This window comes from Brucella sp. NBRC 113783, from assembly GCF_040372265.1.
GTDB classification, from domain to species: Bacteria; Pseudomonadota; Alphaproteobacteria; order Rhizobiales; family Rhizobiaceae; genus Brucella; species Brucella teleogrylli.
On sequence record NZ_BAABRX010000003.1, the window covers coordinates 365,028 to 391,790 of the forward strand.

A 26,763-nucleotide genomic window follows, 5' to 3' on the forward strand; every position below is an offset into this window, starting at 1 on the left:
CATATGCTTGAACTCAAAGACCTTCACGGCGGCTATGGCAAGATCACCATTTTGAACGGCGTGTCTTTCTCCATTCCAAAGGGCACCATCACGACCGTGATTGGGCCTAATGGAGCCGGTAAATCGACCGTATTCAAGGCGATCTTTGGCCTCCTGAACATCCATTCGGGGCAAATCCTGCTGGACGGAAAAGACGTCACCCGCAATACGCCGCGCCAGATGATCGCCAACGGCGTGACCTATGTGCCGCAAGGGCGCAATGTCGTGCCGCAGCTTTCCGTCTACCACAATCTTGAACTTGGGGGCATCACATCGCCCGATCCTGCCAAGGTCCGCGCCCGTATCGAACAGGTCATGGACCAGTTTCCTATGCTGCGACAGTTCCGTGATCGCAAGGCAGTCGAGCTGTCCGGCGGCCAACAGAAGCAGTTGGAGGTCGCCCGTGCTCTTTTGCTTGATCCCAAACTCATTTTGATCGATGAGCCGTCCATCGGTCTGTCACCCAATCTCGTTCAAGAGGTGTTTCAAACACTCATTCGCCTGCGTGATCAGGGCGTCACCATCCTGATGGTCGAGCAGAACGCCAAGGCAGCACTTGCCATGTCGGATTACGGTCTGGTTCTCGAGCTCGGGCAAACGCGGATGCACGACGAAGCCGCAAAGCTTCTAGCAGACCCGCGCGTGGGGCAGCTGTTCCTTGGCGGACATGTCGAGCTTGATAATCCAAAAGCGCCGATAGTAGCACCAACCCTTTAAACGCGGATATACGGTAAACCGGACCAGGAGAGTCTCTCATGAAAACTTCGATAGCAACGGTTTCGATCAGTGGTGATCTGCCACAGAAACTCGAAGCCATTGCCAAAGCTGGCTTCGACGGTGTCGAGATTTTCGAGAACGACTTTCTCACCTTTGACGAAAGTCCGCGTCAGGTGGGACGTATGGCACGCGATCTGGGACTGGAAATCACTCTGTTCCAGCCGTTCCGCGATTTTGAAGGCATGCCTGAACCATTGCGCAGCCGTACGTTCGACCGGGCCGAGCGCAAGTTCGATCTGATGCAGGAACTTGGTACAGACCTCGTACTGGTGTGCTCGAATATATCGCCGGTTGCTATGGGTGGGATTGATCGGGCAGCCGATGATTTCCGCGAGCTTGGCGAACGTGCCGCCCGCCGCGATTTGCGCGTGGGTTACGAGGCGCTTGCCTGGGGTCGCCACATTAATGATCATCGCGATGCCTGGGAGATTGTGCGTCGCGCAGATCATCCCAATGTTGGCCTGATCCTTGATAGTTTCCACACGCTGGCGCGCAAGATCGACGTGAATTCGATACGCTCCATTCCAAAGGAAAAACTCTTCATCGTTCAGATGGCCGACGCGCCGCTGATCGATATGGATCTGCTCTACTGGAGCCGTCATTATCGCAACATGCCGGGCGAGGGCGATTTGCCGGTTCTGGATTTCATGCGCGCCGTGGCCGCCACCGGTTATGACGGCTATTTCTCGCTGGAGATTTTCAATGATCAGTTCCGAGGCGGATTGCCCGCGTCTATCGCCGCCGATGGCCGTCGCTCGCTAATCTATCTCGGCGATCAGGTCCGTCGTGTGGAGCCGGAAAACCGGCTGACGGTGACCGAAATGCCCGCGAGAGCCAAAGTGGATCGGGTTGGGTTCATCGAATTTACCGCGCATGCCGAAAGTGCCGATAAACTAGCATCGGTGCTCGGCGCTTTGGGTTTTCAGCTCGCGGGCAAGCATCGTAGCAAGGACGTCGTGCTCTATCGTCAAGGCGACATCAATCTGGTCGTCAACACTGATATACGCGGCTTCGCAAGCTCCGCTTATGCGGTGCACGGGACAACAGCCTATGCCATGGGCCTCGTTGTCGATGATGCTGCGGCGGCGCAAGCACGCGCGATTGCCTTGGGCGCAGAGCCATTCGAACAGCCGCTCGATCCGGGCGAAATTGGCATGCCAGCAATACGCGGTGTTGGGGGCGGTCTTATTTATTTCCTTGATGAAAAGACCGATCTTGCCCGTATCTTCGACATTGAGTTCGAACCTGTCGCGGAGACCAGCAACTTCCAGGGCGTGGGCCTCACCCATATCGACCATGTGGCGCAGACGATGAAGTTCGACGAACTTCTGACCTGGCTTTTGTTCTATACATCCCTCACGGAATCGCGAAAATCGCCTATGGTCGACATTGTCGATCCGGCTGGTGTCGTGCGCAGTCAGGTCGTTGAAAATGACAGCGGATCGCTGCGCATCACGCTCAATGGCGCTGAAAACCGGCGCACACTGGCTGGCCGCTTCATTGCCGAAACCTTTGGTTCCGGCATTCAGCATCTGGCCTTCGCGACCGACGATATCTTTGCAACCGCTGCCGCGCTAAAAGCCAACGGTTTCCACACGCTGGAGATTTCGCCCAACTACTATGACGATCTTGAAGCGCGACTTGGGCTTGATCCGGATTTTACGGACCAGTTGAAAGCAGCCAATGTTCTTTATGATCGCGATGAAACCGGCGAATATTTTCAATTGTACAGTCCGACAGACGATCAGGGCTTCTTCTTCGAAGTCGTGCAACGGCGTGGCTACAAGGGTTATGGGGCCGTGAACGCCATCTTCCGTATCGCGGCTCTGAGGCGCTATCTCAGGCCCGAGGGCATGCCAAAAATGGTGCTTTAAGGCAAATCCCGACACGACCACGATCCGCTGCCTAATATTTCAGTTTCGCGCCGCAGACCTTTAAGTCTTTGCGGCGCGTTTTATCATTATGGAAAACTATTTTAACCCACCTCCCTGACGCCAATCAGACCTTCCTTGATAAATTCTATATAAATTATAGGTTTTTCGCGAATGTGAGAGACCATGAATATAGATACAGTAGAAATATCAGCGGACGTGCTTGTGATCGGAGGGGGACCAGCCGGGTGCTGGGCCGCATGGAATGCAGCGGCCAGGGGCGCGAGCGTCGTCCTTGTCGAAAAGGGTTATGTCGGCACCAGCGGCGCCACGGCGGCAGGCAATACCACCACGATATACACCCATCGCGGCACCGCCGAACGGAGCGCGACCGTTGCCCAAAGGGTGCGGCTCGGGCAGGGCCTCGCGGAACACGAACGTATTGAGCGCGTGCTTGACCGGACTGTCGAGAACCTCGATCTGCTCGCCCAATGGGGCTACAATTTTCCAACTTACGAGGATGGCAGGCCCTATCGCGGAATGCTGCGCGGTCCGGACTATTTGCGGTTCATGCGACAGAAGCTGATCAAGGTGCACGTGCGGGTTATCGATCATTGCCCGATAGAAGAATTGCTTGTGTCCGACGGTGCGGTTGCAGGTGCAATAGCGCGATATCGGCGGTCGGGTGAGTTGCTGCACATCCGCGCTGGCGCGGTGGTCATTGCGACAGGCGGCTGCGCGTTTCGCAGCGGCGCGCTTGGCACGAACAACCTCACCGGCGATGGTTATCTCATGGCCGCGGAAGCTGGTGCTGTTCTTTCAGGCATGGAGTTTTCCGCCCAATTCGGTATTTCGCCAGCCTATTCAAGCGTTACGAAAGGCGTGGTGTATTTCTGGGGCACTTTCAGCGACGAGCAGGGCAATGAACTTTCCTCGTTAGGTGACCGCCAGAGCGTTGTCGCGCGCATGTTGATCAAGGGACCGGTCTACGCCGTTCTGGATAAAGCGCCACCGCGTTTGCAAGAAGGATTTCGTCGCGGCCAGCCGAATATCTTTGTGCCGTTTGATCGCATGGGGATCAATCCCTTCACTGAGCGCTTTCCAATTACCCTTCGCCACGAAGGGACGGTTCGCGGCACCGGTGGTCTCAAGATCGACGGTCGCGCAACGACAACGATCCCCGGCTTGTTTGCTGCCGGAGACGCGGCAACCCGGCAGGGAATGTCGGGCGCGTCCAGCGGTGGCGGCGGCCCAAACTCCAGCTGGGCGATGGCGACAGGTTCCTGGGCTGGCGAGGATGCCACGAAGTTCGTTCAATCGCTGGGCGCGAACTGGCGCGACAGGGAAGTGCGTTCCGCCAGTGGTCAATTGAGAGAACGGGCAGATCATGCGACCCGCGATGTCGATGCAGTTTTGAACGACGTTAAGCAGCAGGTTCTTCCGCTGGATGGTGGGTTCTTCCGAAACCATGATCGGTTGTCGGTAGTGTCCGAAAAACTGGCCTCGCTTTGGCGTGACGAAAGTTGGCGATTGCACCGCACGACAAAGGTGCGAGAGGTCGAAGCGCTTATTGCGACTGCCCGATGGGCGACCCAAAGTGCGCTGTTACGCAAGGAAAGCCGTGGCTTGCAGCGCCGCACAGATTTTCCGGAGACGAACCCGAATATGGCAAAGCCAATTGACTCCGGGGGCATTGAAAACATCTGGGCTTCGTTTGAGACGGATAATCGAGTGAGGGCAGCGTCATGATAGAGATCGTCAGTGAAGATCGCTGCATCAAATGCGACCTGTGTGTCGACGCCTGCCCGGACAATGTGTTCGATGCGGTTCCCGACAGCGCGCCCATCATCGTGCGCCAGTCGGACTGCCAGACCTGCTTCCTGTGCGAGCTTTTCTGCCCAACCGACGCGCTCTACGTATCACCGCTTTCCGAGGCGATTGAAGGCGCGACCGAGAGCGAGCTGATTGCGCGTGGCGTGATGGGCAGTTTCCGTCGAGAGATGGGATGGAAAAATGCCAAGCCGCGCGGAACGGCTGGCGACTGGAGTTACCGGATATTCGAGACCGGAAAAATCATACCCTGACTGGAGAAATTTATGAGACGATTTTTATCGACCTTCCTGCTGGCGGTCGGCGTTATAACCGCCGCGGCTGCTCCTACGCTGGCCGAGGATGCACCAGCAACTATTCGTTTCGGTGATGTGGGCTTCGGCTTTGGTACGCCGTTCGGCGTCGGCCTTCAGGCGATAGCGGACGCCAAAGGCTTCATCGCGGATGAATTCAAGGGAACTCCCACCAAGATCGAGTTTACCTATTTCACGGGAACGGGTCCAGCGATCAACGAAGCGCTGTCTAACGGTCAACTGGACTTTGCGTCCTATGGTGCGGTTCCCAATATTATTGGGAAGGCCAATGGTCTCGATACCGTCATTCTGGCGTCCTATGGCGGCACCACGATCTTTGGTGCGTCCAGGCCGGACCTCGACATCAAAACGATTGCCGACTTGAAGGGCAAAAAAGTCGCCATCCAGAAGGCAACCATCATTCACTGGGCGTTGATTACCGCTTTGAAGAATGCTGGCTTATCTGAAAAAGATATCACCATCGTCGATCTGAAAAATGCGGACCAGCTTGCGGCTATTGCAGCAAAGAGCGTCGATGCCGTATTCGGTGCAGACTTCCTGCTTCCACTTGAGGATAAAGGTCTGGCCAAGATCTTCTACAAATCCTCTGCGGTTGGCGCGACCGGTGACGGTTTCGGCGCATTCCTCGTCACCGATAAGTTCCGTAAAGCCTATCCGGAAGCAACGCAGAAAGTCGTGACGGGCTTTGTCAAAGCCGCGCAATGGCTGTCGGATGACAAAAACCGGGAAGAGGCATTCAGTATCTGGTCGCGGGCAGGGTCGCCAATAGAGGTCATTCGCAAGTCCAATGAAGGCGGCGAGCTTGGTAAGAAATACAATCCGCGTCTCTATGGGTTCTTTGCGGCGCGTTATCGCAGCGGCATCGACTTCGACAAGCAGCAGAAGCTCATTAGGCATGATATCGATCTCGATACATGGGTCGATAGAAGCTACGTGGACAATGCTGTCAAGACATTGAACCTTCAGTCGTTGTGGCCTGATCGTTCCGCAACGGGTGAACTTCTGAACTGATCGGAGAAAGCTGATGGCGACGTTGGAAGCTGGAGCCGACTTTAGCGTCTCCCGGAGAATGAAAGACGAGCGACTGGCGAAACTGCAGTTTCTCATCAAAAGCTCAGTTCTGGTCTTGACCGGGCCGGTCTGCTTGCTAGTTCTCTGGTGGGCCGCGTCGGCCAACAGCTGGGTTTCGCCGCAGGTACTTCCACGTCCGGATTGGGTCTTTAACACCTTTCTGGATCTTCTGGCGGATGGCGACATATTCTCTGCCGCCATCGTCAGCTTCCAACGCATTGCCGAGGGTTTTCTGATTGGAGCATCTCTCGGCTTGGCGTTCGGTTTCCTGATTGGGAAATCTAAAATCGTAGAGGCCTATCTGGGACCAAGCTTCAGAGCGCTTGCCGCAGTACCCTCACTTGGGTGGCTGCCAATACTGATCCTACTATTCGGCATCGAAGAAAGCGTGAAGATCATCATCCTTTCCAAAGCCTGTTTCGTGCCCATGGCTATCAGTACTGCCGAAGGAGCAAGGAACATTCCTAAAGGGTTCAACGAGGTTGCCGACATTCTCGGCCTCCGTGCGCGTACCCGGTTTTTCAAGCTGACGATCCCGGCCATGGCGCCCTATATCGCGAGCGGCGTCCGGCTTTCGCTCAGTCAGGCATTTGTTTCCCTGATCGTTGTGGAAATGCTCGCGGGCACTGACGGGCTTGGTTACATGATGGTTTGGGGCCGCACGCTTTTCCAGCTCGATATCGTTATTGTTGGCATGATCGTTGTGGGCGTTGTCGGCTTTGCCCTCGACCTTCTCCTGAAGCGGGCGGAAGCGCTGATGCGGAAGGGTAGTCATGTCTAAGGCTGAACGTTCCGCTTTGCGGATTCCTCGTGGCACAGTGGTGCCGCTTGTGGCGGTCGCCGTTTGGTGGGGTGGTGTATCCGCAGGGCTGATCACTGGCCCCATGGCCATTCATCCCTTGCAGGTGCTGGAGGCGCCGTTCTTTGACCCTTCGGGGCGCGAATTGTGGGCGGGGCTTTTGGCAAGCATTGTTCGCGTGATGATCGGTGGCACTATCGGGTGCATTGCTGGGCTTGCACTCGGCTATGTTGTTGGCAGCTACCGCTGGGCCGGTTTGGCGCTTGCACCGTCTATTCATGCCGTGCGTCAGGTTGCGCTCTTTGCCTGGATACCACTGCTGACGGCATGGTTTGGAAATGGTGAGGGCACCAAACTTGTGTTTACCGCTCTCTCGACATTTTTCCCGCTCTTTCTTGCAACAGAGCAGGGTGTGCGGCAGGTGCCGTCCTCGTTGATTGAAGTCGCTGATACATTGAATTTGCGGCGCTGGACCCGCATTCGCCGGCTTTGCCTGCCGTCGGCGCTTCCGAATATCTATGTTGGTTTGCAGATTGCCGCTCTATCGGCCTGGATCGGAACTGTCGGTGCGGAATACGCCATTGGAAATGGTCGTGGATTGGGCAGCTACATTGCCAGCGCGCGCGACCAGTTTCGCATGGACATTGTGATTGTCGGCGTCTTCACCCTGGCAACGGGCGGCGTCTTGCTCGCGTCCATCATTCGCCATGTCACATCGATTATATCGCCCTGGAGCTCAGAGAATTGACGAACGCCCTTTCAATCGAACATGTCAGCAAGTCCTTTGTTCTGGATGGCGCACCTCGCCCGGTGTTGAGGGATATCAATTTTCAGGTCGGGCACAACGAGATCATATCCATTGTCGGTGCGTCTGGCTGCGGAAAGTCCACGTTGCTGCGGCTGATTATCGGACTGGATGGCGACTATCGTGGGTCAATTACACGTGGCGTTTCAACCACAACGGTTCCGGCGAAAACAGGTATGGTCTTTCAGGATCATCGCTTGTACCCGTGGCTAACTATCGAGGGCAATGTCGAGTTGGCTTTCGACAAGTCTGATCTTCCGCCCGCATCCAAGCGCGAAAGAGTACAGCATTACCTCGCGCTCGTTGGTCTCAGTGACTATGCGAAGGCCTATCCGAAGCAGCTTTCAGGCGGGATGGCGCAGCGCGCGGCGATAGCCAGAGCGCTGGCGCAAGAACCCGATATTCTGCTTATGGATGAACCTTTCGGTGCCTTGGATTCCATCCTGCGGATGCGTCTTCAAGATGAACTTTTGTCTATCTGGGAGAAGAACAAGGTCTCCATCATTATCGTCACGCATGATGTGGAAGAAGCACTTTATCTCGCTGACCGGGTTTTGATCATGGAGCCTAATCCCGGTCGGGTGCGTGATGTGTTCGATGTCGGACTACCGCGTCCGCGCGACCGCAGCGCGTCCATATTGGCTGATCTGAAAAAGCGCTGCCTTGCAATGCTGGTTTGAACCGCTGCAGACCTTCTAAATTATGCTTTCCCAAGCTGTCTGAACGCCGCTCTGCACAGTTCCGAATATGAACGGAATCGCTTGACTCGCTCAAAACGATCATTAATGTTCACGTTGGGAGCAGGACATGAGCGAAGCAAGAACACGTTTTCCGCAGGAACGTCACCGGCAGATGATGGACGTCATCGCCGATGCGAAGCGTATTGGCACCTCGGATCTGGCTGGCATCATGGGTGTTTCGCTTCCGACATTGCGTCGTGATCTCATCACGCTGGAACAGGCGGGATTGATCCTGAGAATTCACGGCGGGGTCGTTGCCCGCGGTGCGGGCGAGGGTGTTGCCGAGCCGATGTTTCTGGAAAAGCTGCGCATAAGCCAGAGCGCCAAGGCGCGGATTGGCGAAGCAGCTGCTGCTTATGTTGCCAATAATTCCACCGTTATTCTTGACTCCGGCACGACAGCGCTTTCTGTCGCGCGCGCGCTTGCGGGCAGGGCGATCACGCTTGTAACGATGGACCTGAAGATTGCCGAAGCGGCGGCCGTCGGCGCAACGGAAGTGCATATCATCGGCGGTCGGGTCAGAAATGACTATTATTCGCTCATCGGGGCCTGGGCCACGGAAACGCTACGCCATATCCGCGCCGATTGTTTCTTTCTGTCCGCCGACTGTGTCGATCTTGACGGTGTTTCCACGTCTACCGTCGAGGAAGCAGAAGTGAAACGCGCAGCAATCGCCATTGCGCATAAGACGATACTTGTCGCCGATCAGCGTAAACTTGGATGCCGCAGTTTTGCGCCGGTTTGTGGGCTGCAGGATTTGAGCGGCTTTATCACCGATATTGGTTTCGAAGGCTCTTTACAGCCTTATCGCGACCAACTGCCTTTTCTGGAAACCGTATAACGGGCGCCTCGGGGGAGGAACTGAAATGCTAATCGCCAAACACGTTTTCGCCCGCTAAGCGGGCCAAGGCAACCAGCGCAGGGGAGAGCGCCAATGGATGCAAGACAGGACACGACGGGCAATTATCTGAAGGGGCTGGCCGTTCTGGCTATTGCCATCTTTGGAGTGTTGAGCCTGCTCGCGCCGGGCTTTCTAACGGCTGCAAACCTCAATTCAATGGGATTTCAGTTTCCTGAATTCGGGCTGCTTTCGTTGGCCGTTCTGCCGACGATGGTGTCTGGTGGCATAGATCTTTCTGTCGTGGCCACAGCCAATCTCGCCGCTATCGTCGCAGCAGTGATGATGAGGGCAGGACCCGAACTCGCCATCCTCGCCATTCCGGTTGCGCTTCTGATAGGCGTTGCTTGCGGGCTGCTCAACGGCTTTTTGATTGCCTATCTGCGCCTTCCGCCAATTCTGGCTACGCTTGGCACGATGCAGCTGTTCTCCGGGATTGGTATCGTAATTACCGGCGGCCCTGCAATTACGGGCCTGCCACAGTGGTACACAGCCTTTGGCAACTGGTCGGTCGGCGGCGTGGTGCCACTGCCACTCGTCCTGTTTGTAGCCACAGCGCTTCTGTTGGGCTTTCTGCTGAAGAGAACACCGGTTGGTATCCACCTGCGGCTGTTCGGAGCCAATCCCGTCGCGTCCCATTTTGCGGGCACGCGCGAAAAAGGTCTGTTGCTTCGTATCTACGCTATTGCCGGTCTCATCGCATCAATTGCCGGGCTTGTGGTTCTGGCGCGTGTCAATTCCGCCAATGCCGATTATGGTAGCTCCTATCTGCTTCTTGTCATTCTCATCAATATTCTGGCAGGCGTTTCGCCAGCCGGCGGCTTTGGCACCGTGACCGGTGTGACGTTAGCCGTCATCTGTCTCCAGCTCATATCGAGCGGACTGAATTTTCTGTCGTTCAGTGCGTTTTCACGCGATCTGTTCTTTGGTGGCCTGCTTGTGGTCGTCATGTCGGCACGCGTTCTGGCAGGCCGACTTGGCCTTGCGTCCGTTTTACAAAGAAAGGCCCGTACGGCATGAAAAATCGATTACGTTCAACGCTCGAAGCATTGATGTTGACGCCTGGCCTGTCGGGCCATGAGGATCGCGTACGGCGTCTCATCGCCCGCGATCTGGCTGATTTGCCGCTCGAATTTGCAACCGATCGTCTGGGCAATCTGATTGCAACGATGAAGGGGGATGAAAATGCGCCCTCCGTCATGCTGTTTGTGCATACGGATCAGCTGGGCTTCATCGTGCGCAAGGTCGAGGATAATGGCCTGATCCGTATCGAGCGGTTGGGCGGTATTCCGGAAAAGGCGTTGCCTGCGCAAGCGGTGCTATTTTGTGTCGGCGAAGGGCGCGACGTTCACGGCGTCATTGCGAATAAGAGCCATCATGCCACGCCAGCCGAAGAAAAATACAAGGTTACGCCCTATGCCGAACTTTTCATCGATGTCGGCGCGGAAAGCGCTGCGGATGTAAAGGCGCTCGGCATCGAAATCGGTACGCCGGTGGTCTATGCACCGCGCGTCATCCATCTCAACGAAAATCGCGTTATCGGAACGTCGGTTGACGACCGGGCCGGTTGTGCCGTCGTGATGGAAGTTGCCCGTCAGCTCGCGAAAGGTGGTCCACGACCAACAGTTCATTTTGTTTTCGCGGTTCTGGAAGAGTTCAACCTGCGTGGTGCCATGGTCGCAGCGCAGGCCATCAAACCGGATATCGCCATTCAGCTTGATATCGGGCTCAATGCCGATACGCCGGATATGGCTCATCGCGGTGAAATTCAGTTGGGCGGCGGTCCAGCCATCAGCCTTTACTCTTTCCATGGCCGCGGCACGCTCAATGGAACGATCCCCCATCCGGCACTGCCGAAATTATTCTCCGACGCCGCTGCCAGCGAAGCCATTCCGTTGCAACGCACGGCCCATACAGGCGCATTGACGGATTCGTCTTACGTGCAACTCGTCAATGAGGGCGTTGCCTGTATCGATGTGTGTTTCCCGTGCCGTTATACCCATACGGCGCTTGAAATGTGCGATCTGCGTGATCTTGAAAGTCTCACTGCGCTTCTGGTCGCGGCTATTGGCAGGATCAACAAGGACTTCAGCCTCGACAGGGATCTTTACACCTGATGCGCTATTATCTGGGCATCGACATCGGCACATTTGAATCGAAGGGCGTTCTTTCCGATGAGGAAGGAAGGATCGTCGCTTCTGCCGCACGTCCGCATCGCATGCTGGTTCCACAACCGGGTTGGGCGGAACATGATGCTGAACAAAACTGGTGGGGTGAATTTTGTTCGATCAGTCGTGAATTGATCGAACAAAGTTCAGTGGCGGCCAGCGATATTCGCGCAGTCGCGGCCAGCGGCATTGGCCCATGTATGCTGCCGGTTGATGAAAACGGCGCTCCGCTCATGAAGGCCGTTCTTTATGGTGTCGACACGCGCGCAGCTGTTGAGATAGAGGAACTGACCGCTGAAATCGGGCTTGAACGCCTGATGCGGGAAGGCGGCAATGCGTTGACCTCGCAATCGGTCGGCCCGAAAATCCTTTGGTTGAAGAAGAACCATCCTGATATTTTTGACCGCACGCACAAGTTTCTCAATTCCTCCTCCTTCCTCGTTCACAGGCTGACGGGCAACTATACGATCGATCACTATTCCGCGGCCGGGTTCTCGCCGCTTTATGACGTTGCACGGCAGGACTGGACTGACGATTTTGCCGAACGCATCGTTTCACGTGAGCGGCTGCCCGATCTTCTCTGGACAACCGACATTGCGGGAGCAGTGACACCGCAGGCCGCAGCCGCGACCGGGCTCGCTGTTGGAACGCCTGTGATCGCTGGCACCATCGATGCCGCCGCTGAGGCTGTCAGCGTCGGCGTGCAGAAGTCTGGCGAAATGATGGTCATGTATGGCTCGACCATGTTCATCATTCTGGTCACGGATCAACGCATCGCTGATACGCGGCTGTGGTATGCGCCTTGGCTTTTCCGTGGAGAACATGCCTGTATGTCCGGCACGTCGACCAGCGGAACGCTGACGCGGTGGTTTCAGGAGCAGTTCGCTCGCGAGTTGCCCGCCGCCAGCGCCTTGCAAGCACTGGCGGAAGAAGCCGTATCGTCACCGCCCGGCGCAAAAGGGCTTTTCGTACTCCCCTATTTTTCCGGTGAGAGAACACCTGTTCATGATCCGTCAGCACGAGGCATGATTTTCGGTCTCGATCTGACCCATATCCGCGCTGACATTTATCGTGCGCTTCTTGAAGGCGTCGCTTATGGCGTCAACGACATTTTCAATACCTATCACGAAGCACATGCTCCGCTGGAGCGCATCGCTGCTGTGGGCGGTGGTACAAGAAATGCCGTCTGGTCACAGGCCATTTCCGATGTCAGCGAAAAGCTTCAGCTTGTGAGAAGCAAGACTATCGGTGCGGCCTACGGAAACTGTTTTCTGGGGGCGCTTGCGGTGGGCGATGTGGCGAAGGCTGACATTGAACAATGGAACCCGGTGGAGCGGCGCATTGAACCTGATGCGGGGACAAAGCGCGTCTATCAGCAGGGTTTCGATACGTTCAAGAAGCTCTACGAGCGGACAGCCGATCTGATGCGGATCGCATCGGCTTGAAGGGAGGCCGGACGCAGTCACGCGTCCGGAAAGGAATTGGTGAAAGCCGCAGAAGCTTCGCCAGAACACAGCCTGACTGATTGCCGGGGAGGCAAGCAGGGGTGAACCAACGGAGGGAATAACAATGAATATCAGCTTGAGGAAAATGGCAGCCGGTCTTGCCGTCAGCGCAGCTATTGTTGCTGGTGGTGCATTCTATGCGAACGCGCAGGACGCAAAACACACCTTCGTCACTGTCGTCAAACTTTCCGGCATTGCCTGGTTCAACCGTATGGAAACCGGCGTGAAGGAATATGCCAAGGAAAGTGGAAACAACGCCACTCAGATCGGACCCGCTTCGGCTGATGCTGCGCTGCAGGTTCAGCTGATCGAAGACCTGATTGCAAAAAAGGTGGACGCGATCACCGTGGTGCCGAATTCCCCGGAAGCTTTGGAGCCCGTGCTCGGCAAGGCTTTGCAGGCCGGGATCAAGGTAATCGGCCACGAAGCATCGAGCATGAAGAATGTCACCTATGACGTCGAAGCTTTCGACAATGGCGCCTATGGCGAACATCTGATGAAGGCGCTGGCCGAAGCGATGGGCGAAGAGGGCGAATATGCGGTATTCGTTGGCCATCTGACGGCAAAAACCCACAATGAATGGGTTGATGCAGCCATTGCCTATCAGAAAGAGCATTATCCGAAGATGAAGCTCGCGACCGACAAGATCGAGAGCAACGAGCAGCAACAGACGGCCTATGCCAAGACCAAGGAACTGTTGAGAACCTATCCGAATCTCAAGGGTATTCAGGGCTCCGCAGGTGAAGATGTCGCCGGTGCGGCGCTTGCGGTCGAGGAAGCGGGTCTTGAGGGCAAGGTCAAGATTGTCGGCACCAGCCTTGTCTCGGTTTCAGGCCCATATCTTGAAAGCGGCACGATCAACATGATCTCGTTCTGGGACCCGGCCAAGGCTGGTATCGCCATGAACAAGCTCGCCGCAATGGCCATTGATGGCAAGGCCGTAACCGATGGCATGGACCTAGGTGTCGAAGGCTACAACAAGGTTCAGCTCAAGGACAAGGTTGTCTATGGCCAGGCTTGGGTCGATGTGACCAAGGAAAATATGGGCAATTACGACTTCTGATCCATGGACAATGGGCCGCCGGGACAACCGGCGGCCTCTATGGGAGAGCTGCATGAGTGATACGCAGAATTCCGGCGCTTTTGTTCTGGAAATGCAGGCTGTTGCCAAGTCTTACGGTCCCGTCCGGGTACTGGAAGATGTGGGTTTAAGCCTGCGACCGGGCGAGGTGCGCTGTCTTGCCGGTGAAAACGGGTCGGGCAAATCGACTTTGATCAAGATATTATCCGGTGTCGTTCGTGCCGACGCCGGGACGGTCACGATTGGCGGCAAGTTCATCGAAAATGACGCAAAAGCCGCTATAGCAGCGGGGCTTTCAGTCATCTATCAGGACTTTGCGCTTCTTCCCAATCTGACTGTTTGGGAGAATGTCAGCTTTCTGGCGGCAGTGACCGAGAACAAGCGTTTCTTCAATCGCATGTCTGGACGTAAGCGGGCGATTGAAACGCTTGCACGAATGAAGGTCGATATTGATCCCGATATTCTGGTGGAAAGACTGCCTGTTGCTTCCAAGCAGCTGGTTGCCATTGCACGTGCGCTTGCCAATGATGCGCGCATTATCGTTATGGATGAACCCACCACGGCCTTGACTCGCAGCGAGGTCGCCAAGCTTCTTGATATCGTCTTTGCGCTGAAGGCGGAAGGCGTTGCCTTTCTGTTTGTCAGTCACAAGATCGAGGAAGTTTTTGCTGTTTGCGACAGCGTCACGGTTCTGCGTGATGGTCATGTCGTGGTGGCAGGACCGATAGGTGAATTCGATCCAGCGCGTCTGGTAGAGGCCATGTCCGGTCGACCAATTGACAGCCAGCGTCTGGCGCGTGAGGCGGTTACGCCTTCGGAAGCCATATTCAAAGTGCGTAATCTTGGACGACGCGGCCAGTTTGTCTCGATCAATCTCGATTTGCGCGCGGGCGAAATCATATCCGTTGTGGGCCTTCTGGGGTCAGGGCGAACGGAACTTGCGCTGGCTTTGTTTGGATGTCTTGCGTCGGACGAGGGTCGCATTGAAGACGTGAATGGACCATTGCATCTTACGGCTCCCGCAGACGCGATGGAACACGGCATTGCCTATGTGCCGGAAGATCGACTGACAGAAGGCCTTTTTCTCAATCAGCCGATCCGTGAAAACATCATCGTCTCAAGTCTTGAAGCGGATACTAAAGGTGGCATTGTCAGCGCGTCGAGCCTCACCGAGCGCGCGCGCGAAGCCGTTAAGCGGTTGCGTATCAAGACACCCAGTGTCTTCCCACCTGTGGTGACGCTGTCAGGCGGCAATCAACAGCGTGTCGTTCTGGCGCGATGGATGGAGAGAAAGCCGAAGCTGCTTATCCTCAATGGTCCAACAGTCGGCGTCGATGTCGGCTCCAAACGGGAAATCCACGAACTATTGCTCGCATTGAGCCGTTCGGGAACAGCGGTTCTGGTGGTGACCGACGACATTGGCGAAGCCATTGCACTGTCCGACACGATCAAGGTGATGGTGAAGGGAAGAATTGTGGCCAGTTTCGATGCCGGTGATATCGACGAAGAAACACTCTATCAGGAAGTCATTCGGGAGGACCGGCCATGAACTATTCATTGATCCGGGTGCTCTCGACACCACAGGGTGTCGTCTTTTTGACAGCCGTTGCTTTTGCGATTGTGCTGAGCATTCTCAATCCTGCGTTCTTTTCACCGGCAACGCTGATAGACCTGGCACGTAACTCACTGGTGACCGGAATATTCGCGCTTGGCGTTATGATGGTGCTGGCATCCGGCGGCATTGACGTGTCCTGCACGGCAATCGGCGCCTTTGCGATGTATGCGACGGTAAAAATCGTCATGGGTATTGATATCCATGTTCCGATTATCGCCTATTTCGGACTGGCAGCCCTCATAGGGGCCAGTCTTGGTCTTATCAATGGAATACTGGTCGGTGGACTCGGTCTACCGACGCTTATCGTCACCCTTGGTACAATGAGCCTTTTTCGGGGGGCGTTATTGACCTTCGTCGGGACGGTGTACGTCACGTCAGTGCCGCGTGAAGTTATCAATTTTGCGCGCAGCATTCTGGTGCGGATGGAGAACGCATTGGGCCAGATGGTATCGCTTCCAATGTCATTCTTTGTTCTGGTAGGGGTCGCTGTATTCGTCGCCTTCATCATGAACTTCACGCTGTTCGGGCGCAAAATCTACGCCATCGGCGGTTCTGAAGAAGCTGCCGCTCGTATTGGCATTCGCGTGGGGCGCGTCAAGCTATTGATCTATGTTCTGGCGGGCGCAATTGCTGGTCTGGCTGGCATGACCCATATGACCCTGTCGCGCATGGCTAATCCGTTCGATCTGGTCGGCATGGAGCTGAATGTCATCGCAGCCGTTGTTCTCGGTGGAGCCCGAATAACAGGCGGTCACGGTACAGTGCTCGGGACGCTACTTGGTGTATTTGTCATCACAATGATCAATACAACGCTGTTGATGGCGGGTGTGCCATCCTATTGGCAAAAGGTCGTAATAGGTTGTCTGATTGTGGTGGGTACGGGCTTGCCGATATTGATCGAGCGATTGAGCCGACATCGGGCGCGTCTGGCGCAGCCTTTGGGAGCGTGATAGGCGTCAATCGCGCGCGGCGAACAGTCACCGCGCGCGATTGTCTTTTTATCAGTCCTTGCGGGCTTTCTTCACGATGTTCATGAATTCCTTGGCGCGTTCCGGATCGACCGCATTCCAGGTGTTACCATCGACCTTCAGCGACGAACCGACAATGCAGCCATCGGCAATCTTGAGGATATCGGCGACGGTTGCATGACGCACGCCCGTATTGGCCAGAACCGCCGTGTTAGGCAGGACCCGCTTGACGGCTTCGAGGTCCGAAACATTGGCGGCTTCACCGGTGATCGTGCCCGACACCAGAACGGCATCCGGAATGGACGAGAAGACCGCCGAACGTGCCCGGTCGGGGAGGGGGCGGCGATCCATTGAATCCGCGAATTCAGCAGATACGTTGTCCAGCATGACAAGATCCGAACGGCCAAGACGATTGCGATAGCGCATCGTTTCACCCGCATTTGGCGTCCATGGCCCCATGTCGGAGGCATAAGTGCCAGTCAGGATTTCGCGCATGAAGGACGCGCCGGTTGCCGTGGCCAAAGCGACCGAGCTTTTGGGGTCCCAGAGAACGTTAACGCCAAAAGGCTTTGCGATTTCACCACGCAGGCGGCCAATGACATAGGCCATGGTCGCCGTGGAAGCGACGTCGACAGCAAGTTCGTATGGACGGTCGTTTTCGTTGCCGAACATGACAGCATCGACATCAGCGTCCTGCAAAGCAGTAAGATCGCGACGCGCTGCCTCGACGATACCTTCGATGCCAGCTTCCGCGTCATAAAGCGGAGCGCCAGGCATCGGGTTAAGATGCACCATCGCGATGATGGGCTTCTTCGTCGGGAAAAGATCAAAAAACTTGCTCATGGTGAACCCCTTTGTTGTGCCGGTCTTCGGTTCAATCCGGAGACGGCGTTAGCTTCGTATTCTTCTTCCGACCTCGGGTCGGTTGATCTTCATGCGGTCTGCACGCTCACATGTGAGCGCGCAGGATTGCCGGTAGCTCTGCGTAGTTATCCAGGTAGTGGTCGATTGGATTTCCGGGCTGTTCAGCCAAACCGTAGCCGACGACCTTCATGCCTGCGGCATGTGCTGAGATTGCTCCGGTCAAACTGTCTTCGATTGCTATCATCTGTGCTGGAGCAAGGCGTAGCCGCTCGGCCGCAGCCAGATAAGGCTCTGGATCAGGCTTGCCATGCAGCACATCGTTGATGCTGATGGAGAAGCGAAGCTTGTCTGCAATTCCAAGCGCGGCGATGTTGGTGTCGACAATATTTCGACCGGAATTTGAGACGCATACCTGCAACAGACCGTATTCCATTGCCGCGTCCATTGCTTGCAGGACGCCCGTGATGGGCCGAAGTTCGCCCGCATGGGCGATGTAATGGTCACGAATGCGTTCGATCCATGGCTCAAAGCTCAAATCGGCTGGCAATCGCGGTTTGACAGCTTCAAAGACAGCATCCATATGGACCCCGCGAAATCGTTCTTCTGGAATATCGCTGAGATCGGTGCCGAAATGCGCCGTGCCGGCCAGAAGTGCCTTATGGTGAAGCGGCTCACTATCTACGAGCGTACCGTCAATATCCCATGCGATGGCTTTGATCGTCATCGTTGTGATTACTCTCTGTAAAGCGGCTTGAGGTTGGTGTAGATTTCGCGGAAACGTTGGTAACCGCTGTTGTAAGTCACTGCATTTTCAGGCCGTGGCTGGATGAGATCGCCATTTTCAACGAAGGCGGCAATTCCCGACCAGCCGTCTACGGCGTTTGCGCCCACAGCCGCCGCCCAGGCTGCGCCTAATGATGAGCCTGGATGCCCTTTGAGCTGACGAATTGGAGCCTGAAGCACGTCCGCCACGATCTGCATCCAGACGCGGCTGTTCGCGCCGCCGTCAGAAGCGAGATATTGCTTGGGGTGGTGTCCCATATCCTGAAGCACCTCGATATGGTGGCGTGCAGCATAGGCATAGGCCTCAAGCAATGCCCGCCAAACATGGCCGACCTTGTGATTGAGACTAAGACCGGTAATGGTGCCTCGGGCAAAGGGGTCATGGATAGGCGTCTTCTCGCCAAGAAAATACGGAACAATCGCCACGCCGTCAGCGCCCGCATCGATTTTCGCGGCAAGCGTATCGAGATGCTGGTGCAAGCTTAAACCCTCATCAACTGCAGCTTGCTTTTCGCCGCCTGCAAAGTTCTCGGCAAACCAGTTGAGCCCGGAACCGCCGGTCGACATGCAGCCATTCGGCATATAAAGCCCCGGTACCAGATGGTAGTCGAGGAACATGCGCGGATCTGGCGCTGCCTTTGCGGTCGCAACCAGAATGTCCAGCGCGCCGCCAAATTTGAGCAGTACCTGACCTTCTTGCGAAACACCTGCCGCAAGCGCTGAGGCAATCATATCGGCAGCGCCGCCGACGACCGGTGTCCCCTCTGCAAGGCCTGTGGAGAGGGCAGCGGATTTCGTTATCGTTCCCATGACCGCATGAGATGAGACCTTCGCTGGAACGACCGACAAAGGCAGGTGGGTGAGGGCGATCAACTCCGGGGACAACTCGTTGGTTGCGATGTCGACAAAACCAGCTTCCAGAGCCCAGTTTTGTTCAATCCGCAGTTCTCCGGTCAGTTTCCAGTTAATGTAATCATAGGAGCCGAAAACGGTTGCGATCTTGGCAAAGACCTCTGGTTCGTGCCGTTCGATCCAGCGCAGCTTGGTGGCGACAAGCTGCTGGTTTATGCCGTTGCCAGCCTTGGCAATGAATTCAACTTCCTCGATTTCACTGCGCAGTTCCGCGACCTCAGCGGCGACACGTCCATCGCTTTGCTGAATGCTCGGTCGAAGCACAGCACCATTCTCGTCAAGGAGAACAACTGCAGGCAGCATACCAGTGACGCCAACGCCTACAATCTCGGTGGTTGAGATGCCGGCTGCACCAATCAGCTCTTGAATGATGGCACAGCAATTGCTCCACCATTGTTCCGGGTCTTCTTCAGCCCAACCGGGCTGACGCGACGTCAGGGTAACGGGTCGCGATGTGATGCCGAGCACTTCGTCCGGAAGTCGCACGAGAATGCCGATTGTAGAGGTGGTGCCGATATCAAGACCTAGAACGCAGCTCATGGAAATTTCCGGTCAAATGCCTGTAACTGGGGGAGCGATAATGATCTCGACATTCGCTCTGGAAAGCGCGCTGGCGATATTCGGTGGAGGGGCCGCGTCGCTGATCAAGGTGTCGATTTCGTCGAGATCGGCGATCCTGATGAGGGACATATGGTTGAACTTGGCGCTATGGCAGAGAAGCACCTTGCGATTGGCGCGGCGCAGGTAAACCCGCTTCAGGTCACTGTCTTCCGGCGAATAATCGAAGAGACCATCTGCCGTAATGCCCGAAACGCCAATAAAGGCGATATCAAACCACAGGCGCTCGAACTCATCGCAGGCCGACTTGCCGCAGATGGAAAGCTCTTCACCGCGGATCTGACCCGCAGGGACATAGACTTCGCGTTGTGCGCCACCGAGAAGCTGCGCGGTCCGGAGGCTGGATGTAAAAAACTTGACGCCCACGGTGTCACACAAGGCTTCGGCGAGAAGATAAGTGGTCGAACCGACATCAAGCGCGACGCTCATGCGGCGTTCAACAAGCTCCAGTGCCTTGGCAACGATGCTCAGCTTTTCGGGATTGTGTTCACGCAGGCGGGCTGAAAAAGCAGGTTCCTCGCGGTCGAGAAAAGGCTCCGGCGCGTCCTCGTCGATAACCGCTCCGCCATGGGTTCGAACCAGCAGGCCATCGCGCTCCAGTTCAACGAGATCACGGCGAATGGTCATTTCAGAGACGCCAAGTTCAGCAGCGATATCAACAACCTGGAGGAATCCACGCTTGCGTGCGGCGTCGACGAGATGGGCATGGCGAACGCGGGCAGGCAGCCGTTTTGCTTCCGCTGGCTGGATGTCCTTTTGCTTGTCCGTCATACTTTCCTCCGGTGGTTCGACCAGACATTCAACTTATTCATTAGGAGAAGGATCGAACAAAATCAATCGCAAAAAAACATAAACGAACATAATTTTATGTATTGCCAACATAATCAAACAGTGAATATGCTTTTTCGTGATCGATAACATTCGTTCCGAGGGTGAACAAAATGACCAACGCTGCAATGCCGGGCAAACTGGCCAGCGAACTGAACGGAAAGCGCGCCATTGTGACGGGGGCTGCTTCCGGCATAGGCAAAGCGATAGCGCGTGCATTGGCGCGCCATGGCGTTCGTATCGCAATTGCCGATATCAACGGTGATGCTGCGAAACGCGCAGCAAGCGAACTTGGCGGGGATGCTGTCGGACTGGCGATGGACGTCAGCCAGCGCGCATCCGTCGAGGCGGGTTTCGAAGCTCTGATCGCCCAATGGGGTGGTCTTGATATTGTCGCGGCAAATGCCGGTGTTTCCACGATGAACCGTGCCGTCGACCTCACTGACAAAGAGTGGAACTTCAATTTCGACGTGAACACACGTGGCGTGTTTCTGACCAATCAGATTGCCGCCCGCTATTTTCTCGCCAGCGACACCAAGGGCGTGATCGTCAATACGGCATCGCTCGCCGCCAAGATTGGGGCACCGCTTCTGGCCCATTATTCAGCAAGCAAATTTGCAGTTCTTGGTTGGACACAAGCACTGGCGCGTGAACTCGCGCCGAATGGAATTCGCGTGAACGCAGTTTGTCCCGGTTTCGTCAAAACCTCCATGCAATCGCGCGAAGTGGAATGGGAAGCAGAACTGCGCGGCATTACACCTGAACAGGTCATTGCCGATTATGTATCGCAGACTCCGCTGGGTCGTCTCGAAGAACCGGAAGATGTCGCTGAAGTGGTTGTGTTCCTCTGCTCGGATGGCGCGCGCTTTATGACCGGACAAGGCATCAATGTGACCGGCGGCGTCTATACGACCTAGTGCAGACAAGGCGCTTCACGCCAGATGTGAGGCGCCCACGAACAAGAATGGCTGACAAAGTGCAGTCACCTCCAGGGGAATAACGGCGGCCGGCTAAAAATGGCCCGTGTCGCTGATCGTGCAGAAGGGTAGACCTGAATGGCGTCGATCGAACTAGAACACGTCTCCAAACTATACGCCAATGGCGCCTATGGGGTGCGTGATGTCGATCTCAAGATCGAGGACGGCGAGTTTGTAATTTTTCTCGGACCATCTGGTTGCGGGAAATCGACGACATTGCGCATGATAGCAGGGCTTGAGGGCATCACCTCCGGCGACCTGCGTATTGGCGGTAAATCCGTGACGCGGCTCCCGCCAAAAGATCGCAATGTTGCGGTCGTGTTTCAATCCTATGCACTCTATCCGCATATGAGCGTGCGGCAGAATATGGGCTTCGGTCTCAAGATGCGTGGCGTGCCCGCTGCCGAGATTGCAGCCAAGGTTTCCGATGCTGCCAATATGCTGGGGCTGAACAAATATATTGATCGCAAACCTGCCGCACTGTCCGGCGGGCAGCGCCAGCGCGTTGCGCTTGGCCGGGCGATTGTCCGCGAGCCCAACGCCTTTCTTCTCGACGAACCGCTTTCAAACCTTGATGCACAATTGCGCGCAGAAATGCGGCTGGAACTGGTCAAGCTGCATCGCAGGCTTGGCAAGACCATCATCCATGTGACGCACGATCAGGTCGAGGCCATGACCATGGGAGATCGCATCTGTATCATGCGCGACGGTGTGATGGTTCAGGTGGGGGCTCCTCTGGAGGTTTATGCCAATCCTGCGGATACGTTTGTTGCAAAGTTTCTGGCGACACCGCCGATGAATCTCATCCCTGTGCAACTAATGCCATCTGACGATGGCGAGTTGCAGGCAAAGGGCGATGGTGTCGATATTCGCATTCCAGCGATGCATAAGCCGCATTATGCGGCCAGCAGCGGCAAACCGCTTCTGTTAGGCATCAGGCCTGAAGACATCTACGAAGCCCAGAACAATCCCGATTGGCAACCGCTCGATCTGACTGTCGTTGCGGTCGAAAAACTGGGCGTCGAGACGGTCGTCATCGGGCAGATTGGAAACGACAAACCGCTGGAACTGAATGCCCGCGTGAGCCGCCACTTTACCGCTGAAGTCGGGCAAAAGGTACGGTTGTTCATCGATACCAAACCGATGCATCTCTTTGATGCCCAGACGGAAAAGGTCATCAAACGACCACCGTTAGAACCCGGCCTTGTGACGGTCTAGGAGACGGTGATGCGCAAGATAGTCATCCATACGGGCCTTTTCATCGTATCGCTTGCGATCCTGTTACCATTGCTGTGGACTCTTCGAACAAGCTTTGTTCCGGAGCAGATGGCCTATTCCACCGAACTGATGCCTCAGTTCACCTTCCAGAACTATGTGGATCTGTTCACGCAAAAGCGCTTTGGCGTCTATTACCTCAACAGTCTGATTGTGGCGACGGGCTCTGTGCTACTCGCGCTGCCCTTTGCGGCAATGACGGGCTATGCCTTTGCGCGCTTCAAGACCGGCGGTCCGCTGGCCCGTTTCACCGTGCTTGCCACTCAGATGCTTCCGCCAGTGGCTATTGTCTTGCCAGCCTTCATGCTGTTCCGCTCAGTGGGCATGACCAATTCTGTGCTCGGCCTGACGATTGCTTATGCTGCAATCAATCTGCCGTTCCTGATCTGGATTCTCATGGGTTTCTTCGAGGGTATTCCTGTCGATCTGGAATGGGCAGCGCAGACAGATGGCGCCAGCGCCTGGGGTGCGTTCTGGCGTATTGTCGTGCCTGTTTCTCTGCCCGGTATCGCAGCGGCAGGTGTGCTGGGCTTCATCCTTGCCTGGAACGAATTCCTGTTTGCTCTGGTGCTAAGCGGCCCGGCGACAGCGACCGTGCCTGTCGGTCTTGCCTCTCTACAGACCTCCAACGGGGTTCAGATTGCGAAAGTGGCGGCGGGCGTCATTCTGGCCATTTTGCCGCTCGTGATCGCATCGCGTTTCATCCAGCGCTTCATCGTGCAGGGGCTCACATTCGGCAGCGTCAAATGACGCCAAGATAAATTGCATGCAGGTAAACATAACAAAGGGAACCACGAAAATGGTGAAATATGGGAACAAATTATTGGCGAGCGTCAGCCTGCTTCTTCTGGCGGGTGCGGGATACGCACACGCGGAAACCGTTACGCTGCGCGCACTGATGGAAGATGTGCCCGAAACGCACATCATTGAAAAACTGCTGCCGGACTTCGAGAAGGAAACCGGCATCAAGGTGGAATTTGAAAAAGTGGGCTATGGCGACATGCATGACAAGCTCGCCACGCAGCTTGTCTCGCCGGAAAGCTATTACAATCTCCTTGAGGTAGATTTTCTATGGGCGGGCGAATTTCCCGCTGCCGGTTGGTTGACTGATCTGAAGCCTCTTGCCGAACGCGACAAGCTTGATCTGTCCGAATTTATCCCCTCAACACTCGATCTGCTTGGCCGGACCGACCAGGCCATGCCGATCCTGCCGATGTACAACTACTCGATGGGAATGCTTTATCGAAAAGACCTGCTGGACGATCCAAAGCTCAAGGAAGCCTATAAAAGCGAGTTCAATGCCGAGCTGAAGAAGCCAGAAACGCTTGAAGACTATGTGCAGGTCGCCAAATTCATGAAGGCGAAGGCAAATGTTGCGGGCACGGCCATGCAGGGCCAGCGTGGCGATCCGAACAGCATGGAGTTCTCCAACTACCTGTTCTCGGCAGGTGGCGGCTATCTCGACAAGGACCGCAAGGTTACGCTCGACAGCCCGGAAGCCGTCAAGGCGCTGACGCTTTATGTCGATGCGATCAAGAATGCGGCGCAACAAGGCGCACTGTCGGCCACATTGGATGATACGATGCGCCTCATGTGCAGCGGCGAAGCTTTCAGCATGGTCACCTATTGGTGGATGCTGCCTCAGATGGACAATGCCGAAAAGTGCCCGAATGTTGCTGGCAAGGTCGGTCTTTCCGTGATGCCGGGTGGCCACGGCGAAAGCGGTGGCTGGGGTTGGGGCATTCCGAAGAACACATCACCAGAAGCACAGGAAGCAGCCTGGACTTTCATCAAGTGGGTACAGAGCAAAAAGATCGGCGTCGCACGCGCGCTTGAGGGCCATGCGCCTGTCAGCGAAGCTGTCTACAAGGACGCCGACGTCTTGAAGAAGTACCCGTTCTATGAACAGGCTCTGGATGTTGTCGCTTCTGGAAAGTCGTTCCCGATATTCGCCTATTCGGCGCAGTATGAAGATGTTCTCGGCACGCAAGTATCGCAGGCGGCAGGCGGCGAGATTGCGCCGGACGCAGCCATAAAGGCAGCCGCTTCCGGTCTGGAAGACCTTCTCAAGAAATAATGCTTTGCCGCCCTCCCTGTTGAAGGGAGGGCGGCAGAAAATTTTCAGTTTCATCCCGACGGCATTCTAGGAAACATTCGTATGTCCACGTCCACCACTGCAATCGACCGAACCTGGAAAACCGGCTGGGCGTTTTCCTTGCCAGGATTACTGACACTTGCAGTCGTCATGGGGCTGCCGCTTCTGTATGCCGTTCTCATGTCGATTTCCTCGATGACACTGATGCGGCCATCGCTGTTACCGTTCACGGGCTTTGAAAACTACGCGCGGATCATGAGCAATGCGCAGTTCTGGAGTTCACTATGGCTGACAGTCAAATACTCGATCGTCACCGTGGTTGCCGAGTTTATACTCGGGTTGGGGATTGCGCTCATGCTGAACGCGGTCGTGAAAACCAAACCCATCTACTTCGCAATCCTGACCATACCGATGGCCATGTCTCCGGTAAGTGTCGCCCTTATCTGGCGTATGCTGCTGCAGCCCAATCTGGGTATCGTGAACCACATGATGGAGACCATAGGTCTGCCAAGGCTTGACTGGCTTGGCTCGTCCGACCTCGCGATCTGGTCTATGGCAGCCATCGATATCTGGCAGCAAACATCCTTTGTCGTGCTTATCCTTGCGGCTGGACTGGCTTCGTTGCCGCGCGATCCTTACGAGGCGGCGGAAGTAGACGGCGCTGGCAAGATCGAACAGTTCTGGTACTTGACGCTGCCGATGTTGCGTCCCGTTGCGGCTATCGCCATCATCATCCAGCTGATCAATGAGTTCCGCACGTATGATCTGACTTATGTTCTCACAAAGGGTGGCCCCGGCACGTCGACGGAAGTCTTGAGCTTCTTCGCCTATAGACAGGCGTTTCTTGGACTCTCCCTCAACGAGGGTTCGGCAGCAGCATTCATCCTGCTTCTGATCGTGCTCGTCATAACAATTGTCTTCTTCTGGGTCCTAGAAAACAGACAGTTTCGGGACGTCGGCTAACCCTTAGCAAGACTATGCTGTTTCAGCCTTACTTCATTTCGGGCAGAAGCAACCGCTCAGAGCACCAGGTCCAAACGGCATCGACCGCCTTTCTCGGTGAGATTGAGCGTTTGCGGATAAGGTAATAATCTGGTTCTATCATGATTGTAGGCTCGGCCACTTGCACCAGTCGTCCGGTCGCCAGGTCGGACGCGACGAAGGCTCTACATGCGAGAGCGACGCCTTGACCGGCGAGAGCAGCATCCAGTGCAAGTGCTGTCTGGTTGAACATCGCACCTGGCAGTTTTCCTTTTGAGCCAAGAAGCTCGGGCCAGTGATTATGCGCATCGTGCAGAAGCGGCATTTCCCGAAGCTGTTCGCTTGTCAGTGGCAAAGACCTACCGTCGATGAGATAGGGGCTGGCAACAGCTACCAGTTCCTGACGAAACAACAGTTTTGCATCAAGCGTAGACGGGAAAGGCGGCCGCGTGAGGCGCACCGCAATGTCCACATTGTCCCGGTCAAAATCGGAAACCGCCTCCGTCGCAACGGTGCGCAATTCCACGCCTGCGAGATCTGCATGAAGTCTGGCCAGTCGTGGAATAAGAAGTTTCGCCGCGACAGTCGGCGTAACGCTAATCGTAACCGTCTCCGGTCTGTCCAGAAGCCGTCCGGTGGCGTCTCCAAGCGTATCGAAGGCACGGGTCACATCCGCCAGATAGTTCGCACCTTGCGTCGTCAGGGCTAATCCACGTGGCAGGCGATGAAAAAGCGTCAGGCCGAGATGATCCTCCAACGCACGGACTTGTTGTGCAACAGCGCCTTGCGTGACACGCAATTCGTCCGCTGCGGCGCGGAAATTCAGCCTGCGGCCCGAAGCTTCAAAGGCGCGCAGGGCATTTAATGGAGGCAATTTGCGGCGTGACGGGTTCATGGATTAGCCTGTAGATTTTCTACAGTATAATGCGTTTCTTTCTGGCGCGAAAGT

At 55.7% G+C, this 26,763-nt stretch carries 25 protein-coding genes; 20 read left to right on the forward strand and 5 right to left on the reverse strand.

Annotation, left to right across the window (positions count from 1 at the left end; translation table 11 throughout):
- Window positions 1-3: 3 nt before the first annotated feature.
- From ABWW11_RS12195 to ABWW11_RS12265, 15 genes are all read left to right on the forward strand, one after another.
- Window positions 4-756, forward strand: a complete 753-nt coding sequence (locus ABWW11_RS12195; protein WP_109365992.1) for an ABC transporter ATP-binding protein — start codon at window positions 4-6, stop codon at window positions 754-756.
- A 38-nt stretch (window positions 757-794) separates the two neighbouring features.
- Window positions 795-2,690, forward strand: a complete 1,896-nt coding sequence (locus ABWW11_RS12200) for a bifunctional sugar phosphate isomerase/epimerase/4-hydroxyphenylpyruvate dioxygenase family protein (RefSeq protein WP_109365991.1) — start codon at window positions 795-797, stop codon at window positions 2,688-2,690.
- Window positions 2,691-2,873: 183 nt separating this feature from the next.
- Window positions 2,874-4,436: an FAD-dependent oxidoreductase gene (locus ABWW11_RS12205; protein WP_319080238.1), complete on the forward strand. Its 1,563-nt coding sequence runs from the start codon at window positions 2,874-2,876 to the stop codon at window positions 4,434-4,436.
- Complete coding sequence (locus ABWW11_RS12210) at window positions 4,433-4,771, forward strand: 4Fe-4S dicluster domain-containing protein (RefSeq protein ID WP_109365989.1); 339 nt, start codon at window positions 4,433-4,435, stop codon at window positions 4,769-4,771. The genes ABWW11_RS12205 and ABWW11_RS12210 overlap by 4 nt, the downstream gene beginning before the upstream one ends.
- 12 nt (window positions 4,772-4,783) lie before the next feature.
- Window positions 4,784-5,842 (forward strand): ABC transporter substrate-binding protein, encoded by a 1,059-nt coding sequence (locus ABWW11_RS12215; protein WP_319080237.1) that lies wholly within the window; start codon window positions 4,784-4,786, stop codon window positions 5,840-5,842.
- Between the two features lie 13 nt (window positions 5,843-5,855).
- Window positions 5,856-6,683: an ABC transporter permease gene (locus ABWW11_RS12220; RefSeq protein WP_109365987.1), complete on the forward strand. Its 828-nt coding sequence runs from the start codon at window positions 5,856-5,858 to the stop codon at window positions 6,681-6,683.
- A complete protein-coding gene (locus ABWW11_RS12225) occupies window positions 6,676-7,449 on the forward strand; it encodes an ABC transporter permease (RefSeq protein WP_235858935.1) in 774 nt (257 codons plus the stop codon). Before ABWW11_RS12220 ends, ABWW11_RS12225 begins: the two co-directional genes overlap by 8 nt.
- Window positions 7,446-8,186: an ABC transporter ATP-binding protein gene (locus ABWW11_RS12230; protein WP_109365986.1), complete on the forward strand. Its 741-nt coding sequence runs from the start codon at window positions 7,446-7,448 to the stop codon at window positions 8,184-8,186. Before ABWW11_RS12225 ends, ABWW11_RS12230 begins: the two co-directional genes overlap by 4 nt.
- A gap of 127 nt (window positions 8,187-8,313) precedes the next feature.
- A complete protein-coding gene (locus ABWW11_RS12235; protein WP_109365985.1) occupies window positions 8,314-9,087 on the forward strand; it encodes a DeoR/GlpR family DNA-binding transcription regulator in 774 nt (257 codons plus the stop codon).
- A 93-nt stretch (window positions 9,088-9,180) separates the two neighbouring features.
- Window positions 9,181-10,164: an ABC transporter permease gene (locus tag ABWW11_RS12240; RefSeq protein ID WP_109365984.1), complete on the forward strand. Its 984-nt coding sequence runs from the start codon at window positions 9,181-9,183 to the stop codon at window positions 10,162-10,164.
- A 32-nt stretch (window positions 10,165-10,196) separates the two neighbouring features.
- The gene (locus ABWW11_RS12245; protein WP_319080236.1) at window positions 10,197-11,261 is read left to right on the forward strand and encodes a M42 family metallopeptidase; all 1,065 of its coding nucleotides are present in this window, start codon (window positions 10,197-10,199) and stop codon (window positions 11,259-11,261) included.
- Window positions 11,261-12,757, forward strand: coding sequence for an FGGY-family carbohydrate kinase (locus ABWW11_RS12250; RefSeq protein ID WP_109365982.1), 1,497 nt, complete (start codon window positions 11,261-11,263; stop codon window positions 12,755-12,757). The genes ABWW11_RS12245 and ABWW11_RS12250 overlap by 1 nt, the downstream gene beginning before the upstream one ends.
- Before the next feature lie 124 nt (window positions 12,758-12,881).
- Window positions 12,882-13,880 (forward strand): autoinducer 2 ABC transporter substrate-binding protein, encoded by a 999-nt coding sequence (locus ABWW11_RS12255; protein WP_210205536.1) that lies wholly within the window; start codon window positions 12,882-12,884, stop codon window positions 13,878-13,880.
- A gap of 52 nt (window positions 13,881-13,932) precedes the next feature.
- Window positions 13,933-15,447 carry a sugar ABC transporter ATP-binding protein gene (locus ABWW11_RS12260; RefSeq protein WP_109365981.1) on the forward strand — a complete coding sequence of 505 codons (1,515 nt, stop codon included), beginning with the start codon at window positions 13,933-13,935 and terminating at the stop codon, window positions 15,445-15,447.
- Window positions 15,444-16,463, forward strand: a complete 1,020-nt coding sequence (locus tag ABWW11_RS12265; RefSeq protein ID WP_109365980.1) for an ABC transporter permease — start codon at window positions 15,444-15,446, stop codon at window positions 16,461-16,463. Before ABWW11_RS12260 ends, ABWW11_RS12265 begins: the two co-directional genes overlap by 4 nt.
- 51 nt (window positions 16,464-16,514) lie before the next feature.
- Here ABWW11_RS12265 and ABWW11_RS12270 read toward each other — a convergent pair whose 3' ends face one another.
- From ABWW11_RS12270 to ABWW11_RS12285, 4 genes are all read right to left on the reverse strand, one after another.
- Window positions 16,515-17,324: a BtpA/SgcQ family protein gene (locus ABWW11_RS12270; protein ID WP_109365979.1), complete on the reverse strand. Its 810-nt coding sequence runs from the start codon at window positions 17,322-17,324 to the stop codon at window positions 16,515-16,517.
- 106 nt (window positions 17,325-17,430) lie between these two features.
- Entirely contained in the window at window positions 17,431-18,069 is a 639-nt protein-coding gene (locus ABWW11_RS12275) for an HAD family hydrolase (protein ID WP_109365978.1), read from the reverse strand.
- A gap of 8 nt (window positions 18,070-18,077) precedes the next feature.
- Complete coding sequence (locus tag ABWW11_RS12280; RefSeq protein ID WP_109365977.1) at window positions 18,078-19,580, reverse strand: FGGY-family carbohydrate kinase; 1,503 nt, start codon at window positions 19,578-19,580, stop codon at window positions 18,078-18,080.
- A gap of 12 nt (window positions 19,581-19,592) precedes the next feature.
- A complete protein-coding gene (locus ABWW11_RS12285) occupies window positions 19,593-20,429 on the reverse strand; it encodes a DeoR/GlpR family DNA-binding transcription regulator (protein ID WP_109365976.1) in 837 nt (278 codons plus the stop codon).
- 170 nt (window positions 20,430-20,599) lie between these two features.
- On the opposite strand from ABWW11_RS12285, the gene ABWW11_RS12290 reads away from it, so the two are divergent.
- From ABWW11_RS12290 to ABWW11_RS12310, 5 genes are all read left to right on the forward strand, one after another.
- Window positions 20,600-21,403 carry an SDR family NAD(P)-dependent oxidoreductase gene (locus ABWW11_RS12290; protein WP_235858937.1) on the forward strand — a complete coding sequence of 268 codons (804 nt, stop codon included), beginning with the start codon at window positions 20,600-20,602 and terminating at the stop codon, window positions 21,401-21,403.
- A gap of 138 nt (window positions 21,404-21,541) precedes the next feature.
- Window positions 21,542-22,681, forward strand: a complete 1,140-nt coding sequence (locus ABWW11_RS12295) for an ABC transporter ATP-binding protein (RefSeq protein WP_109365975.1) — start codon at window positions 21,542-21,544, stop codon at window positions 22,679-22,681.
- A 9-nt stretch (window positions 22,682-22,690) separates the two neighbouring features.
- On the forward strand, window positions 22,691-23,488 hold the full coding sequence (locus ABWW11_RS12300; protein ID WP_078337097.1) for a carbohydrate ABC transporter permease: 798 nt from the start codon (window positions 22,691-22,693) through the stop codon (window positions 23,486-23,488).
- Between the two features lie 49 nt (window positions 23,489-23,537).
- Window positions 23,538-24,815, forward strand: coding sequence for an ABC transporter substrate-binding protein (locus ABWW11_RS12305; protein WP_109365974.1), 1,278 nt, complete (start codon window positions 23,538-23,540; stop codon window positions 24,813-24,815).
- An 81-nt stretch (window positions 24,816-24,896) separates the two neighbouring features.
- Window positions 24,897-25,796, forward strand: a complete 900-nt coding sequence (locus ABWW11_RS12310; protein ID WP_109365973.1) for a carbohydrate ABC transporter permease — start codon at window positions 24,897-24,899, stop codon at window positions 25,794-25,796.
- Between the two features lie 28 nt (window positions 25,797-25,824).
- Here the strand turns inward: ABWW11_RS12310 and ABWW11_RS12315 are convergent, their stop codons facing one another.
- A complete protein-coding gene (locus ABWW11_RS12315) occupies window positions 25,825-26,709 on the reverse strand; it encodes a LysR substrate-binding domain-containing protein (protein ID WP_109365972.1) in 885 nt (294 codons plus the stop codon).
- Window positions 26,710-26,763: the final 54 nt, after the last annotated feature.